The organism is Streptomyces sp. NPDC017676, assembly GCF_044329325.1.
Classification (GTDB): domain Bacteria; phylum Actinomycetota; class Actinomycetes; order Streptomycetales; family Streptomycetaceae; genus Streptomyces.
In genome coordinates this window covers 405063-420406 of sequence record NZ_JBIRJA010000004.1, presented here as the reverse complement: position 1 = coordinate 420406, position 15344 = coordinate 405063, and the positions used below count along the sequence as shown (strand labels likewise).

Sequence of the window (15344 nt, the reverse complement as noted above, 5' to 3'; positions counted from 1 at the left end):
CGGGTGTGTACGCCCCGCAGGACGATACGGAGCTGCTGGCCGAGGCCCTCCACGAGGAGGCGCCGCCGCCCGGCACCCGGGTGCTGGACGTCGGCACCGGCAGCGGGGCGCTGGCCCTGGAGGCGGCCCGCCGGGGCGCCGAGGTGACCGCGGTGGACGTGTCCCGACGCGCGGTGTGGACGGCCCGGCTGAACTCGTGGCTGCGGCGGCTGCCGGTGCGCATCCGGCGCGGCAACCTCTTCGCACCGGTGCGGGGCCGGACGTACGACCTCATCCTGGCGAACCCGCCCTACGTGCCGGCGCCCGACGCCGGGCGGGGGCCGCAGGGCCGGGCCCGGGCCTGGGACGCCGGGCGCGACGGGCGGCTGCTGCTGGACCGGATCTGCCGGGACGCTCCGGCGCTGCTGCGCCCCGGTGGGGTGCTGCTGATCGTGCACTCGGCGCTGAGCGGTCCCGACCGCACCCTGGAGCTGCTGCGGGCGGCGGGCCTGAAGGCCTCGGTGGTCCGGCGCCGCTGGATCGCCTTCGGCCCGGTGCTGCGCTCCCGGGAGGACTGGCTGCGCCGGAGCGGGCTGCTCGCGCCGGCCGAGGACAGGGAAGAGCTGGTGGTCATCCGTGCCGAACGACCCTGCTGACGCCAAGAGCCCCGCCGACACCAAGAGCCCTGCCGGCTCCAACGGCCCTGTCGGCTCCGACGGCCCTCCCGACTCCAAGAGCCCTGCCGGCCCGGCGGCCAAGGCTTCGGCCGACCGGGCGCGGCGGATCACCGTGCAGCGGCGCGGGCCCCTCCTCGTGGAAGGACCCGTGGAGATCGAGCTGGAGGACGGGACCACGGTCTCCTCGGACCGCTTCCGCGTCGCTCTGTGTACCTGCCGGCGCAGTCGCCGCTACCCGTGGTGCGACACGAGTCACCGGCGCAAGGCCTGAACACTGGTTGAAACAGATTGTTTTTCGCCGCTCCCCGGGCGGTCCCCCACGGACCGGCCCGGGGAGCGGCTGTGTGCCCGGGCCCGGCGGGCGGCCCCACTCCGCCCGCCGGCCCCGGCGCGAGATCGCAGGTTCCCCGCTCCAGGGGGCCGCACTCCCCAGTTGCGGGCCTGATCCGGCGTTCACGGGGACCCGTGCGATCCCGGTCCTAGAAGGCGAACAGGCTGCCGCCGACGGCGTCCCGCATGCACGCGTTGCCGAAGCTGCGCTCGTAGGAGACGCGTTTGCCCTGCCACACGCCCTGGACGGTGACGACGACGGGGTCGTAGACCTTGGTGCACATCACGTCGCCGGCGGGCTTCAGGGCGTCCGGCTGGCCGTCGACGCCGCGCAGTTCCGCACACGCCTCGGCGGCGGCCGGGTGGGTGCCGGAGGCGGTGGGGGCGCAGGTGAGGGTGACGGCGCGCTCCGGAGTGGCCGTGGCCGCGTCGTTGCCGTGGCCGGTGGTGAGCACCAGCGCCGAGGGGGCGTAGAGCGACGACGGGGCGGCGCCCGGTGCAGCGACGGCGGCCCCGGTCAGGGGTCCGCAAACGGCGGCGGCCGTGAGGCCGAGGGCCGCTGCCCAGCGCGCGGTGTTCCGCATTGTGTGCATCCTTCCGCTCGAACAGTCGGGTCGCCGGCTCCGGCCCGGTCGGGTGCCGGAGCGGCGACCGCCACTCTGCCGACTCCCTCGGCGAAACTCACATCGAACCCATGGGTTTCAGTAACCTTTCGTGTTGAATCAGTGGCGTGAAGTCACGGAATTCGAACGCCGTGGCCCCGGAACCAAGCGGTTCCCCCGTCGGGAAAGCGGCCGGATGGCCGAAAATCAGCTCTTCGTTAATCGTCCTGAAACATTCCGGCTCTGACCGCGTCGCGCCCCTTCATGACTCCTCGTGTTCATGAAGTGATCACCAGGCGCCGGTGCCTCCGTCGCCCGACCGATGGGCGATTCATCCATCGGCGGCCCGAAATTTGGATGAACCGTCCTCTGGATCACACGGTTCCGCCCGCCGTACCGTCAGCGCACCCCGCTGCCGTCCCCGCTGGAGCGCCCGTGTCCGCACAGCCCGCACCACCCCCCGCGTCCGCCTCACCGTCGGGACCGGCCCTGACCGAGGTCGAGGCCCACGGTGTGGAACGCATCCCCGACGCCGACCGCACCGCGACCCCGCTGGACCTGTTCCGGCTCGCCTTCGGCGGCGCCAACACCTTCTCCACCTGTGTCCTCGGCGCCTTCCCGATCTTGTTCGGGCTCTCCTTCTGGCAGGGCCTCGCGGCCACCGTGCTCGGTGTCCTCGCGGGCGCGCTGATCCTGTGCCCGATGGCCGTGTTCGGCCCGGTCAACGGCACCAACAACGCCGTGTCGTCCTCGGCGCACCTCGGTGTGCACGGCCGGGTGGTCGGCTCGTTCCTGTCCCTGCTGACGGCCGTCGCGTTCTTCTCGCTGTCGGTGTGGAGTTCGGGCGACGCCCTGGTCGGCGGTGCGCACCGGCTGTTCGGTCTGGAGCGGAACAACCTGTCGTACGGCGTCGCGTACGCCCTTTTCGCCGGTCTCGTGCTCGCGGTCTGCGTCTACGGCTTCCGGTTCATGCTGTTCGTCAACAAGATCGCGGTGACGTCGGCGAGTGTGCTGTTCCTGCTCGGCGCGGTCGCGTTCGCCGGTGACTTCGACCCGTCGTACGCCGGGGTGTTCACCGCCTCGGCGGACGCGGCGACACGGTCGATGTTCTGGCCGTCCTTCATCGGCGCGGCGCTGATCGTGCTGTCAAACCCGGTGTCGTTCGGCGCGTTCCTCGGCGACTGGTCGCGCTACATCCCGGCCGCCACCCCGCGTCGTCGGGTGGTCGGGGCCGCGTTCCTGTCCCAGGTCGCGACGCTGCTGCCGTTCGTGTTCGGGCTGGCGACGGCCAGCATCGTGGCGACGGAGGCGCCGAAGTACGTCGACCCGGCCGCGCCGGACTTCGTGGGCGGACTGCTGGCGATCTCGCCGAGCTGGTTCTTCCTGCCGGTGTGCCTGCTGGCCCTGATCGGCGGCATGTCCACGGGCACGACCTCGCTGTACGGCACCGGCCTCGACTTCTCCTCGGTGTTCCCTAGGCTGTCGCGGGTCCAGGCGACGCTGCTGGTCGGCGTGTTGTCGATCGCGTTCATCTTCGTCGGCCGGTTCGGCCTGGACCTGGTCCGGTCGATCTCCACCTTCGCCACCGTGATCATCACCTGCACCACGCCCTGGATGGTCGTGATGATGCTGGGCTTCTGGACCCGCCGCGGCTGGTACGACCCGGACGCGCTCCAGGTCTTCAACCGCCGTCAGCGCGGCGGCCGTTACTGGTTCGCGCACGGCTGGAACTGGCGCGGCATGACCGCGTGGTGGGTGTCGGCGCTCATCGGTGTGCTGTTCACGAACATCCCGGGCCAGTTCGTGGGTCCGCTGGGTGATCTGGCGCACGGCGTCGACATCAGCCTGCCGCTGTCGCTGGCGACGGCCGCGGTGCTCTTCCTGGCCCTGCTGCGGCTGTTCCCCGAACCCCGTGCCGCGTACGGCCCCGGGGGCGCCCGGCTGGTCCGTACGGTCGAGGTCCCGGTGCCGCCGATCACCGGGCCGGGAGCCGCCGCCGACGCTCCCGCGCCCGTGCCGGCGGGCGGGGCCGGCTGACCTGGTCCGGTGACGCGCCGTCCGACGTACCGGTCGGTATCGTCGGGGGCGCACGTGGCCGACGACGCGCGGGAGTTGACGGATGGCACAGCACTGGGCGGACTTCCAGTACGAGATCTACCTGAACGGGGTGACGGGGGCCGTGCCCCGGCTCCCCACCGACCTGACCCGGCTGGAGGAGCTGGCCGAACACCGGCTCGGGCCGGGGCCGATGGGCTATGTGGCGGGCAGCGCGGGCGACGGCGGCACGGCCCGCGCCAACCGGACGGCCCTGGCCCGGCGCCGGATCGTGCCGCGCGTGCTGCGGGACGTGCACGAGCGCGACCTCACCACCGAGGTGCTCGGGCGGACCCTGCCGGCACCGCTCGCCCTCGCTCCCGTCGGCGTGCTGTCGATCATGCATCCGGACGCCGAGACCGCCGCCGCCCGGGCCGCCGCCGCGCAGGGCGTCCCGTACGTCCTGTCGTCGGCGTCGAGCACGCCGATGGAGAAGGTCGCGGAGGCGATGGGGGACGCCGAGCGGTGGTTCCAGCTGTACTGGGGCAAGGACCGGGAGGTGACCCGCAGCTTCCTCGCCCGGGCCCGCGCGGCCGGCTTCTCGGTGCTGGTCGTCACGCTGGACACCCCGCTGCTGGCGTGGCGGCCCCGCGATCTCGACCAGGCCTACCTGCCGTTCGTGCACGGCGTGGGCACCGCCAACTACTTCACCGACCCGGCGTTCCAGGCGGGCCTCGCCAAGCCGGTGCACGAAGACCCGAACGCGGCGGTGCTGCACTTCCTCGGTCTGTTCGGGGACGCGAGCCACACCTGGCCGGACCTGGCCCTGCTGCGCGAGCACTGGGACGGGCCGATCGTCCTCAAGGGCGTCCTGCACCCGGACGACGCCCGGTTCGCCGCGGACGCCGGGATGGACGGCGTGGTGGTCTCCAACCACGGCGGCCGGCAGGTGGCCGGTTCCGTCGCGGCGGCCGACGCGCTGCCCCGGGTCGCGGACGCGGTGGGCGACCGGCTGACGGTGCTGTTCGACAGCGGGGTGCGCACCGGCGACGACGTCTTCAAGGCCCTGGCCCTGGGCGCACGGGCGGTCCTGCTCGGGCGCCCGTACGTCTACGGCCTGGGCCTGGACGGCCAGGCCGGCGTGGAGCACGTCATCCGCTGCCTCCTGGCCGAGTTCGACCTGACCCTGGCCCTGTCCGGCCACGCACGCCCGGGCACGGTGACGCGGTCGGACCTGGAGGCCGACGGAGGCGCGGCCTCCTGAGGGACGCGGGGCGGTGCCGGCGTGCGGCCCGGCCGAGACGGACCGGCAGCCGGCGCGGCGATCTGCCGCGGCCTACGACGAGCCGCCGGAGACCCACCGCTGGCCGGCGGACCCGTCCCGGACCTTGACGACGAGGTCGGCCCCCGCCTGGTCGCCGCCGGCGGCGAGCGCGAGGGTCCGGTCCCACCGCGGCAGCAACTCGCCCTCCGGAGTGAGGTCGTAGCGCACGTCGTCGCCACGTTCCGATCCGGCGCCGGCGCACCGGCCGAGGAGCACCACGCCGGCGTCGGCGTGGGAGTCCAGGCACAGACCGGTGCCGGCGGCACTGCGCAGCAGCCCGTCGGTCTCGTACGTCCACCGCTGCGTGGCCGCGCCGGAGCACTCGGCGAGCACGGCACTCGCCCCCGCCTCCGGCGTACCCCTGACGTCCAGACACCGGCCGGCGGCGTTGCGCAGCGGACCGGGCCGGCCGGCGGCGGGCAGCCCCGGGGTGCCCGTCGGAGCCGACGCGCCGGGGACCGCGCTGGTGGCGACGGGGGTGGTGCCGTCGTCGCCGTCCGGCCACGCGCTGACCGCGAGGACGGTGGCGAGCAGCCCGGCCGAGGCCACGCCGACGCCGGTCAGCAGCGTCCGGGACGACCAGCCGGTGCCGGGAGCGCGGTGCGCGGACACCCCGGTGAGGAACCGGGCCGGCAGCCCCCTTCGGCCCTCCTCGGCGCCGCGCCGGCCTCCGCCGCGCCGGCGTCCGCCGGACCGCCGGGAGCCGCCGCGGGCGGGACCGGGACGGCGGCCGGGGCGCGAGTCGAGGTAGCGGCGGGCGCCCCAGCCGAGCACGGCCTCGGCGAGCAGCACGCCCAGAGCCGCGTCGGCGTGGCCGAGTTGCTCCGCCGCGTGCCGGCAGTAGGCGCAGCCGGCCAGATGCTCCTGGACGTCGGGCAGCAGCGCGCCGCCCCGGCGGATCGGGACGTCGAGCAGGCGGTTGTAGTAACGGCACTCCTTGCCGGGCGCGAGTTCCCGGTGGGCGCGTACCAGGCCCTCGCGGAACTTCTCCCTGGCCTGTTCGAGCGCGGCGGACGCGTTGCGGATGTCCACACCGAGCAGTCCGGCGGGCACGTCCAACGGTTCGGCCTCGACCTCGGCGTGCCACAACAGGGCCCGTTCCAGGCGGGAAAGGGCGTGGAAGGAACGGTCGGAGAGGGCGCGGTTCTCCGGTACGAGCGGTTGCGCGGCGCGCATCCCGCGGCCCCCGGCGGGTTTGCCGAGTCCGGGCAGTACGGCGGTGATCCGGTCGGTGCCGGACCAGTTCAGGACCGTGTCACGGACGGCCACCAGCAGGCGGGGCCGCAGCGCGTCGGCGGGTTCGCCGAGCGCCAGCCGGCCGAGGACCTGGTGGAAGGCGGTCGCGGTGACCATGTGGGCGAGGGGTCCGGAGGCGGCCAGGCAGATCACCGCGTACTCCTGGGCCGGCTGCCAGTGCCGGGCCATCAGGAGGGCGGCCGACCGGGAGGCCTCCGCGTCGGAGCCGGCCCGCAGCGGGCCGGCGAGGAACTCGTCGGATTCCCCGGGATCGGCGCCGGACGGCGGATAGGGAGGACGAGGGGGGTGGGGGGTGAGCACGGAGCGGATTCCTTCTGGCGCGTGTGCGAGCGGGAAATTCACCGCGTTCGAAACCCTTGCACAAGTGCCACACGGGCAACAAGGCGCGCGGAGGACATCGACGGGTTTGAAAGAAAGTCAGAATCGGGGCCCCGGCCAGGGCTTGTCGCGAAAGCGGCCGGATTTCTCATGCGCCCCGTGTGAAGCGTGCGCACGCGCCCGCCGGAAGCGCACGCTCCCGCGGCGGGCGGACCGGTGGTGGACTGGGTGCCGGTCCTCCTCGGAAAGGCCCGCTCCCGGCCGGCGGCTCCCGGCGGCTTCCCCCGCCGGCCGGGGGCGGGCAGGGCCCGGCCGCCTCAGATCTGCCAGGAGCGGAGCCGGTCGGCGGCGCCGTACACGTCGGTCTTGCCGGAGATCAGGTCGCGGGCCAGGTCGACGAGGGCGCCGTAGGGCGGGTCGATGCCGACACCGCTGACGAACATGTAGGCCACGGCGGTCGCGCAGGCGAAGCGGGCGTTGGCCGCAGGCAGCGGCTTGAGCACGGCGAGGGTGTGCAGCAGCGCGGCGGCGCGCCAGGCGGCGTCGGAGTCCACGCCGAGCCGGGGCGGGTCCACCCGGTGCCGGGCGACGGCGGCGACCAGCGCGGAGAAGTCGTCCACGGCGGGCTGGTCGGGCAGGACCTCCTCGTGCCGCTGGAGCAGCCACGGGACGTCGATGTGGATGACGGAGGGCATCGCTCAGGCGGCCTCGCCCTTGGCGGGACGCTCGTCCTCGGGGAAGGCCGCCGCGAACTCCTCGGCATGACCGGCGAAGAAGCGGCGGAACGCCTCGGCGCCCTCCTGGAGGGCCCGGTGCCGGGCGATGTCGGCGGCGGCGGCCTCGCGCACGAGGGCCTTCATCGACGTACCGCGCTCCTTGGCGATCTGCCGCAGGTCCTCTAGTTCCCGTTCGCTGAACTCCACGTTGAGAGCTGGCATGCCCCTCACGGTACCGCGCGGGTACTTCCGCGTAAATATGCCCAGGTCAACCGGCACCTGGTGCGGTACCGGCCGGAGGGCGCCGCCTCCCCCGGTCGTGCCGGCACGGTCACACGTCCAGGCGGCTGATCCGCACCGCTCCCTTCGCCTGCCCCGGGTACGCGCTGGTGAGCGTCAGGCGCAGCCGGGAGCCGCGTACCGCGTCGAAGGTGATGGCCGTCGGGCTGTCGGAGGCGGTGGCCCACTCCACCGTGGCCCCCGTCACGGGGACCCAGGCGTGGCCGTCCCACACCGCCACCTCGGCCCGCGCGGGCAGGGTGTGGCCGGCGTCGACGGTGAAGGAGACCGCCACCCGGTCGAAGGTCCGGGTGCGCCCGAAGTCGACCGACACCCAGTCCTTCGCCCGGGCCCCGCCGAACGCCGGCAGCAGCGCGGTGGCCGGCTTGACGAAGGCGTTGGACCAGCCGGTGGCCGGGTCGCCGTCCAGCATCGCGGCGGGGAGCGTGTCGGGGCGGCCGGAGTAACTGGCGTCCGCGTAGGGGCAGCCGGGCGGCGCCGGGTGGTCGGGCCGGAAGGCGGCGGGTTCCGTGGTCGCGGCCGAGCGGGCCGGGGTGGTGTGCAGGTGGGCCGTGCCCGTGCGCAGGCCGTCCACGCGGGCGGTGACCTTCAGAGTGCCGGGCCTGGTGCCGGAGCGGACGATGGCGAGGGCCTTGCCGTGGAAGGCGGTGCGGGTGCTCGCCTGGTAGCGCTCGGCGCTCTCCTCGCGGCCGTTGTCGACGCCGGCCAGGGAGCCGCCGGTGACGTCGAAGGCGATGAGGTGGTCGGCGTCGGGCACGACCACGCCGTGCGCGTCGACGATCTCCGCGGTCACGAAGGCCAGCGAACGGCCGTCTGCGGCGAGGGAGTCGCGGTCGGCGGTGAGCCGTACGGCGTGCGGGGCGCCGGCCGTGCGCAGCACGTCGGTGGCGACGACCTTGCCGCCGCGCCGGGCCACCGCCTTCAGCTCGCCCGGCCGGTACGGGACCTTCCAGGTCAGGTGCAGCTTGCCCGCGCTGCCGTTGGGGCTGGTGTAACTGCCCGGGTAGGGGCCGTCGGTGAAGGTCTTGTCGTCACCGGTGGCCTCGGTGGTCTCCAGGTGGCTTCGGCCGTCGGTGGTCCGCTTGAGGTCGAACTCCCGCACTCCCAGGGACTCTCCGTTGAGGAACAGCTCGACGGCGGGCACGTTGGCGTAGGCCCACACCTCGACGGTGTCGCCGTCCTCGTGGTTCCAGGTCATGGGCAGCAGGTGGACCATCGGCTCGGTCGTCCACTGGCTCCGGAAGAGGTGGTACATGTCCTTGGGGAAGCCGGCGGTGTCGACGGCGCCGAAGAAGGACGCCTTGACCGGGAAGACGTCGTACGGCGTCGGTTCGCCGATGTAGTCGATGCCGGACCACAGGAACTGGCCCGCGAACCACTTCCGGTCCCGGTCCTTCTTGTGCCCGTACTCGCCGCTCATCGTCCAGGAGGCGAGGTTGTTGTCGTACGAGGAGACCTCCCGCTTGCCGGGCGTGTGGTTCTCCCCCGTGTTCAGGTGCTCCGGCTCCTGGTAGGTGCCGCGGGTCGAGGTCTCCGAGGAGGACTCGGACTCGAAGAGGAACAGGTGCGGGTAGGCCGCGTGCAGGGCGTCCACCGACTTGGCCGTGTTGTAGTTGAGGCCGAGGCCGTCCAGCTTGGCGAGCATCAGGTCGGCCGCCGAGCCCTTGGCGGGTACGCGCCGGTACTTGTCGGAGCCGATGACGAGCGGCCGGGTGTCGTCGGCGGCCCTGACGGCGGCGATGATCCGGTCCGCCATGGCGAGCCCGGCGGTGGAGGTGGAGTCGGGGATCTCGTTGCCGATGGACCACAGCACCACGGCGGGCGAGTTGCGGGCGGCCAGCACCATCTCGGTGGCGTCCCGTTCGCACCACTCGTCGAAGAACCGGCCGTAGTCGTACGTCGTCTTGCCGGTACGCCAGCAGTCGAAGGCCTCCACCATCATCACGACGCCCAGCTCCTCGCAGACCTGGACCATCTGCGGCGAGGGCGGGTTGTGGGAGGTGCGGAAGGCGTTGACGCCCATCGACTTCATGATCCGCATCTGCCGGCGCACCGCGTCGATGCTGATCGCGGCGCCGAGCGCGCCCTGGTCGTGGTGGAGGTCGACCCCCCTGATCTTCGTGTACGCGCCGTTGAGGGAGAAGCCCCCGTCGGGGTCGAAGCGGAAGGTGCGGATGCCGAAGGTCGTGCGGTGGGTGTCGGTGGTGCGGCCCCCGACGCGCAGCTCGGTGTGCAGGGTGTAGCGGTGCTGCGGGGTCGCGAAGTCCCACAGGAGGGGCTCGGGAACCGTCAGTTCGTGGGTCTCGGTGGCCTCCTCCGAGACGGCGGCTGTGGTGGCCGTACGGGCGACGGTCCGGCCGTCCGGAGCGACGATCCGGGAGCGTACCTCCACGTCCGCGCCGGTGCCGGAGGCGTTCCGCACGGTGGTCCGCACCCGGACCAGCGCCCGGTCGGCGGAGACCTCCGGCGTGGTGACGTACGTCCCCCAGCGGGCCACGTGCACCGGCTCGGTGATCACCAGACGGGCCTCGCGGTAGATGCCGCTGCCGGAGTACCAGCGGCTGCTGGGCAGCTGGTTCCGCACCTTGACCGCGAGCACGTCGACGGTGGTGCCGTCGGCGTGGACGAGGTCGGTGAGGTCGAGGGCGAAGCCGGTGTAGCCGTAGGGGTGGCGGCCCACCTCGGTGCCGTTGCAGTAGACGTGGGCGTCCATGTAGACGCCGTCGAACTCGACCGAGATCCGCTTGCCGGCACAGTCGCGCGGGAGGCGGAGGGCGAGCCGGTACCAGCCGAGGCCGCCCGGGAAGAAGCCGGTGCCGCTGGTGGTGCCGTGGTCGGTCGTGGGGGTCTGCTCGATGCTCCAGTCGTGGGGTACGGCGACCTCGCGCCAGGCCGAGTCGTCGTAGTCGGGGTCGGCGGCCCGTGCGTAGGCGCCGGTGGGGTCGGTGCCGCCCGGGTCGGCCAGGGCGAAGCGCCAGCCGTCCCGCAGGGGCACGGTGTGGCGTCCCCGGGCGGGGGGCGCGCCGGCGGCGAGGGCGGCCGGAGCCGCGGAAATGTCCAGGAGCGTCCCGGCCGCGGGCGCTGCCGTGGCTGCGACCAGAACCGATCTACGCGTGACCGACATGGGCGGCTCTCCCTCATCAGGGCCCAGAAGTACTCACAACTGATCGCGAACAAACAGATTCTGACGTCCTGCCACACACGATCGTCAAGGGTCCGGAACCGCACGAGTGCCGTCGCCGGCACATCGGCCGGAATTCCCCCTTGACCGTGCCCCCGACCTGTTCGACGGGTCGGCCGGGCGGCCCGGATCGGCGCTCACGGGCGGGCGCGAAGCACTAGGCTGGTACGCGAGTGGTGCCACCTGTTCACTGTGAGTGTGCGCTTGGGAGCGGGGACGATGAGCCGGGTCTATCCGTTCGACGATGCGGCGACGGCCCGGGCTGTCATCGGCCCCGACGGAACGCTGGTGGAGTGGAACGAGGGCGCCCGCCGCCTGCTCGGCCACCCGGCCGACGCCGTCCTGGGCCGCCCCGCCGCCGAGCTGCTGGCCGACGCCGGCGCCCCGGTGCCGCCCCTGGGCCCCCGCTGGGCGGGAACGGTCGGATTGCGCCACCGGAACGGCCGTACCGTCCCCGTGTGGCTGCTCGCCCACCACCGCCCGGCGCACGACGAGCACCCGGGTGACTGGCTCGTCGTCACCCCGCTCACCGGCACCGGTCCGCCCGCCGGGGACGACCCGCTCACCGAGGCGGGCCTGATCCAGTCGCCGTGCCCGGTCGCCGTGTACGACGACCGGCTGCGGCTGCGCCGGATGAACGAGGCGATGGCCGGCGTGGTCGGGCTGCCCGAGGAGCGGGTACGGGGGCTGCGGCTCGCGGAGATCGGCGGCCGGCCGCAGAGCGAGGAACTGGAGGAGAACATGCTCCGGGTGCTGACCTCGGGCCGGCCCCTGGACGTGCAGACCTTCATGCGCACCGGCGGCGAGGACCGGGCCCACGCCTGGCTCGCCAGCATGGCGCCGGTCCGGGACCCGGCCGGCCGGGTCCGGGGCGTGTGCCTGGCCGCGCACGACATCACCGACAACCACCGCGCCCGGCAGCGGCTGCAACTGCTCAACGAGGCCAGCGTGCGCATCGGGACCACGCTCGACGTCACCCGCACCGCGCAGGAGCTGGCCGACGTGTGCGTGCCCGCGCTCGCCGACTTCGTCACCATCGACCTGCTGGACCCGCAGGAGTACGGCGGTGAGCCCCCGGCCCGCATCACCGCGCCGGTGCGGCTGCGCCGGGCCGCCCACCAGTCGGTGCTGCCGGACCTGCCGGAGGTGGTGGTCCCGCCCGGGACGGCGGAGGAGTACCCGGCCCTCTCCCCGCAGGGCGACTCGCTGACCGCGGGCCGCACGATCACCGCCGCCGTCTCCGCCGGTGACATGGACCAGTGGCTGACCTGGCATCCGGAGCGCTGCGAGTGGGTGCGGCGGTTCGGGATCCACTCCTCGATGTCGGTGCCGATCCAGGCACGCGGACTCACCCTCGGGGTCGCGGTGCTCATCCGGCACCGGCGCCCGGACCCCTTCACCGCGGACGACGTGCTGCTGGCCGAGGAGATCACCGCGCGGGCAGCCGTCTGCATCGACAACGCCCGCCGCTACTCGCGCGAGCGCGAGACGGCGCTCGCCCTCCAGCGCAGCCTGCTGCCCCGCTCGCTGCCGCGCACGGCCGCGCTGGACGCCTCCTCCCGCTACCTCCCGGCCGCGCGCGCCGGCGTCGGCGGGGACTGGTTCGATGTGATCCCGCTGTCCGGGATGCGGGTCGCGATGGTCGTCGGGGACGTCGTCGGGCACGGTATCCAGGCCTCGGCCACCATGGGCCGGCTCCGCACCGCCGTGCGCACCCTCGCCGACATCGACCTGGCCCCGGACGAGCTGCTCACGCACCTGGACGACCTGGTGCTGCGGCTGTCGGAGGACGCCGGCGCCGAGGGCAGCCCGGGAGAGGTCGGCGCCACCTGCCTGTACGCCGTCTACGACCCGGTGTCCCGCCGCTGCTCGCTGGCCCGCGCCGGGCACCCGCCGCCCGTGCTGCTGCGGCCGGGCGGCCGGCCGCAGCTGCTCGACCTGCCCGCCGGTCCCCCGCTGGGTCTCGGTGGGCTGCCGTTCGAGTCCACCGAGGTGGACCTGCCCGAGGGGACCGTCCTCGCCCTGTACACGGACGGCCTGGTGCAGTCCCGGGAGCGGGACCTGGACGCCAGCCGCGAGCTGCTGTTCCGGGCGCTGGGGCAGGACGCGGACTCCCTGGACGAGGCGTGCGACTGCGTCCTGCACGCCCTGCTCCCGGGCGGGGCCGCGCCGGACGACGTGGCGCTGCTGCTGGCCCGCACCCGGGGCCTGCCCGCCTCACAGGTGGCGACCTGGGACATCCCCGCCGACCCGGCGCTGGTCGCGCCGATCCGCAAGCAGGTCGTGGACCAGTTGGACGCCTGGTCGCTGAGCGAGGCGACGTTCACGGCGGAGCTGGTGGTCAGCGAGCTGGTCACCAACGCCATCCGGTACGGGGCGCGGCCCATCCGGCTCCGGCTGATCCACGACGCGACCACGCTGATCTGCGAGGTCTCCGACACGAGCCACACCGCGCCGCATCTGCGCCGGGCGAAGACCTTCGACGAGGGCGGCCGGGGCCTGCTGCTGGTCGCCCAGCTCACCCAGCGCTGGGGCAGCCGGCACACCCCGGAGGGCAAGACGATCTGGGCCGAGCTGCCGCTGTACGAGGAGGACCAGTAGGCCCGTGGCCGCGTCTCAGGAGGCGGCCAGCCAGGGCCGCACCTGCTTGCGGGCCTCGTGCAGACGGGACTTGAGGGTGCCGAGCGGGATGCCCGCGCGCTCGGCGGCCTCGGCGTAGTCCAGCTGGCAGATGTCCCGGTAGACCAGCGGCGCCACCAGATGCGGATGCTCGCGCTCCAGCCGGTCCAGGGCCTCCAGCAGATCCACCCGGGAGCCGGCGATGACGCTGGTGGTGCGCGGGTCCACGGCGTGTGCGGGCTCGATGGCCGCCGGCTGTTCGGCGGCCCGCCGTTTCAGCTCGCGGTACTTCTGCCGGCAGCAGTTGGCGACGACGGTGTACAGCCAGGTGCCGAAGCGGCTGCGGCCCTGGAAGCCGGTGATGTGCCGGGCGACCTGGAGCAGCACGTCCTGCGCGGCCTCCTCGGCGTCCTCCCGGCAGGGCAGGAAGCGCGCGCAGCGGCGCACGACCTCGGGCCGGATGCCGGTCAGCAACCGGTCCAGGGCCCCGCTGTCGCCCGCGGCGGCGCGCCGGGCGAGGTCTTCCGTCAGCGCCTGGTCCTGCACGGACGGGCCCCCCTCCAAGTCGATCTCAGGCCAGGCATGATAGTCGTATGCACCCCCTGGAGCGGATCGGCCGCCACCGCCTCGAACGGCCGCTGGGCAGCGGCGCCTTCGCCACGGTGTGGCTCGCGCACGACCCCGAGCTCCAGGCCCCGGTGGCGGTGAAGGTCCTCGCCGAGAACTGGTCGCACCGGCTCGACATCAGGGAGCGCTTCCTGTCCGAGGCGCGGCTGCTGCGCCGGGCCGGGTCCAGCCGGGTGGTGCAGGTCTACGACATCGGAGAACTCCCGGACGGCAGGCCGTACTTCGTGATGGAGTACGCCGCCGGCGGGACCCTCGCCGATCTGCCGGCGGGCGGCCCGCTGCCGGTGCGGGAGGCGCTCGCGCTGACCGCCGAGGCCGCGCGCGGTGCCGCCGCGCTCCACGAGGCGGGCATCGTCCACCGCGACATCAAGCCGACCAACGTGCTGCTGCACACCGCCCCGGACGGCACCCGCCGGGTGCTGCTGGCCGACCTGGGGCTGGCCAAGAGCCTCGCGCAGGCGTCGGTGCTGACCCTGGCGGCCGGTTCGGCGGGCTACCAGCCGCCGGAGCAGGCCGAGCCCGGCGAGGGCATCGACGAACGGGCGGACGTCTACAGCCTGGGCGCGGTCGGCTACGAACTGCTCACCGGGACCGTGCCGGGCCCGCCGGGAAAGGTGATACCGCCCCGACGGCTGCGGCCGGAACTCGGCGCGGACGTGGAACGGGTGCTGCTGCGCGCGCTGGAGCCGGACCGGGCGCGGCGCTGGCCGTCCGCCCTGGCGTTCGCCCACGAGCTGGACCGGCTGGCCGCGGGTCCGTCGGTACGGCCCGCGCGGCGCCTGGACGGGGTGCGCGGCCGGCTCAACACCGTGACGCTGGCCGTGGCCGCGGTCCTCGCCGCCACCGCCGCCGCGGTCACGGTGACCGTGGCGCTGCACCGGGACGGCGGCACGGACGACGGGGTGCGGGTCGCGGACGCCACCGGGCGGGTGACCCTCCGGGTGCCCGAGGGCTGGGGCCGCGAGCTGCGCGACTCCGGCTGGGACCCGCACGCCCTCGGGCTGACGGCGGGGCACCAGCCGGGCCTCGTGGTGGCGGACGACCTGTCCCGCTGGTCCGATCTCAAGGCCGCCGTGGACGGGGTGTTCGTCGGGGTCGGCGGGCGCGGCGACGTCACCGCGAAGGTGAAGGCGCTCGCGCACCCCGGCTGCCGCTACGCGGGCGCCCACACCTTCACGGACACCGACTGGCACGGGCTGGTCCGGGCCTGGAACGGCTGCCCGGACGGCGGCTCGGTCACCGAGTCCGCGCTGGTCCCGGCGGCCGGGGCGGCGCGGCCGCAGGTGTACGTGCAGGTGCGCGAGCGGGGTGACGGGGACGCGACCGACGGCGTACTGCGTTCACTGCGGGTGGCCTGAACGGCGGCTGCCGGGAGGCGGG

General features: G+C 74.0%; 12 protein-coding genes. 6 read left to right on the top strand and 6 right to left on the bottom strand.

Annotated features, from left to right (window positions below; genetic code table 11):
• Positions 1–5 precede the first annotated feature (5 nt).
• Together ACH4LD_RS12000 and ACH4LD_RS11995 are read left to right on the top strand one after the other, a co-directional pair.
• On the top strand, positions 6–635 hold the full coding sequence (locus tag ACH4LD_RS12000) for a HemK2/MTQ2 family protein methyltransferase (RefSeq protein WP_398054135.1): 630 nt from the start codon (positions 6–8) through the stop codon (positions 633–635).
• A complete protein-coding gene (locus tag ACH4LD_RS11995) occupies positions 616–927 on the top strand; it encodes a CDGSH iron-sulfur domain-containing protein (protein ID WP_398054071.1) in 312 nt (103 codons plus the stop codon). Before ACH4LD_RS12000 ends, ACH4LD_RS11995 begins: the two co-directional genes overlap by 20 nt.
• A 208-nt stretch (positions 928–1135) precedes the next feature.
• Here ACH4LD_RS11995 and ACH4LD_RS11990 read toward each other — a convergent pair whose 3' ends face one another.
• Positions 1136–1570 (bottom strand): protease inhibitor, encoded by a 435-nt coding sequence (locus ACH4LD_RS11990; protein WP_132785682.1) that lies wholly within the window; start codon positions 1568–1570, stop codon positions 1136–1138.
• Positions 1571–2023: 453 nt separating this feature from the next.
• Between ACH4LD_RS11990 and ACH4LD_RS11985 the strand changes: the two genes are divergently transcribed.
• Together ACH4LD_RS11985 and ACH4LD_RS11980 are read left to right on the top strand one after the other, a co-directional pair.
• Positions 2024–3625: a purine-cytosine permease family protein gene (locus ACH4LD_RS11985; RefSeq protein WP_398054070.1), complete on the top strand. Its 1602-nt coding sequence runs from the start codon at positions 2024–2026 to the stop codon at positions 3623–3625.
• An 82-nt stretch (positions 3626–3707) separates the two neighbouring features.
• On the top strand, positions 3708–4886 hold the full coding sequence (locus tag ACH4LD_RS11980) for a lactate 2-monooxygenase (RefSeq protein ID WP_398054069.1): 1179 nt from the start codon (positions 3708–3710) through the stop codon (positions 4884–4886).
• Positions 4887–4958: 72 nt separating this feature from the next.
• On the opposite strand, the gene ACH4LD_RS11975 is transcribed toward ACH4LD_RS11980, so the two are convergent.
• From ACH4LD_RS11975 to ACH4LD_RS11960, 4 genes are all read right to left on the bottom strand, one after another.
• A complete protein-coding gene (locus ACH4LD_RS11975) occupies positions 4959–6503 on the bottom strand; it encodes an RICIN domain-containing protein (RefSeq protein ID WP_398054067.1) in 1545 nt (514 codons plus the stop codon).
• 335 nt (positions 6504–6838) lie between these two features.
• Positions 6839–7216 (bottom strand): toxin Doc, encoded by a 378-nt coding sequence (locus ACH4LD_RS11970; RefSeq protein WP_041666033.1) that lies wholly within the window; start codon positions 7214–7216, stop codon positions 6839–6841.
• A gap of 3 nt (positions 7217–7219) precedes the next feature.
• Positions 7220–7459, bottom strand: a complete 240-nt coding sequence (locus ACH4LD_RS11965) for a hypothetical protein (protein ID WP_132785677.1) — start codon at positions 7457–7459, stop codon at positions 7220–7222.
• Positions 7460–7568: 109 nt separating this feature from the next.
• On the bottom strand, positions 7569–10661 hold the full coding sequence (locus ACH4LD_RS11960; protein WP_398054066.1) for a glycoside hydrolase family 2 TIM barrel-domain containing protein: 3093 nt from the start codon (positions 10659–10661) through the stop codon (positions 7569–7571).
• 276 nt (positions 10662–10937) lie between these two features.
• Between ACH4LD_RS11960 and ACH4LD_RS11955 the strand changes: the two genes are divergently transcribed.
• Complete coding sequence (locus ACH4LD_RS11955) at positions 10938–13319, top strand: SpoIIE family protein phosphatase (RefSeq protein WP_398054065.1); 2382 nt, start codon at positions 10938–10940, stop codon at positions 13317–13319.
• A 15-nt stretch (positions 13320–13334) separates the two neighbouring features.
• Here the strand turns inward: ACH4LD_RS11955 and ACH4LD_RS11950 are convergent, their stop codons facing one another.
• On the bottom strand, positions 13335–13883 hold the full coding sequence (locus tag ACH4LD_RS11950; protein ID WP_103816468.1) for an RNA polymerase sigma factor: 549 nt from the start codon (positions 13881–13883) through the stop codon (positions 13335–13337).
• A 47-nt stretch (positions 13884–13930) separates the two neighbouring features.
• On the opposite strand from ACH4LD_RS11950, the gene ACH4LD_RS11945 reads away from it, so the two are divergent.
• On the top strand, positions 13931–15322 hold the full coding sequence (locus tag ACH4LD_RS11945; RefSeq protein ID WP_398054064.1) for a serine/threonine-protein kinase: 1392 nt from the start codon (positions 13931–13933) through the stop codon (positions 15320–15322).
• Positions 15323–15344: the final 22 nt, after the last annotated feature.

Excerpts from the sequence above, each read along its gene's own strand:
- ACH4LD_RS11990 (WP_132785682.1), bottom strand. The coding sequence starts at position 1,570 with ATGCGGAACACCGCGCGCTGGGCAGCGGCCCTCGGCCTCACGGCCGCC.
- ACH4LD_RS11980 (WP_398054069.1), top strand. The coding sequence starts at position 3,708 with ATGGCACAGCACTGGGCGGACTTCCAGTACGAGATCTACCTGAACGGG.
- ACH4LD_RS11970 (WP_041666033.1), bottom strand. The coding sequence starts at position 7,216 with ATGCCCTCCGTCATCCACATCGACGTCCCGTGGCTGCTCCAGCGGCAC.
- ACH4LD_RS11965 (WP_132785677.1), bottom strand. The coding sequence starts at position 7,459 with ATGCCAGCTCTCAACGTGGAGTTCAGCGAACGGGAACTAGAGGACCTG.
- ACH4LD_RS11960 (WP_398054066.1), bottom strand. The coding sequence starts at position 10,661 with ATGTCGGTCACGCGTAGATCGGTTCTGGTCGCAGCCACGGCAGCGCCC.
- ACH4LD_RS11955 (WP_398054065.1), top strand. The coding sequence starts at position 10,938 with ATGAGCCGGGTCTATCCGTTCGACGATGCGGCGACGGCCCGGGCTGTC.
- ACH4LD_RS11945 (WP_398054064.1), top strand. The coding sequence starts at position 13,931 with ATGCACCCCCTGGAGCGGATCGGCCGCCACCGCCTCGAACGGCCGCTG.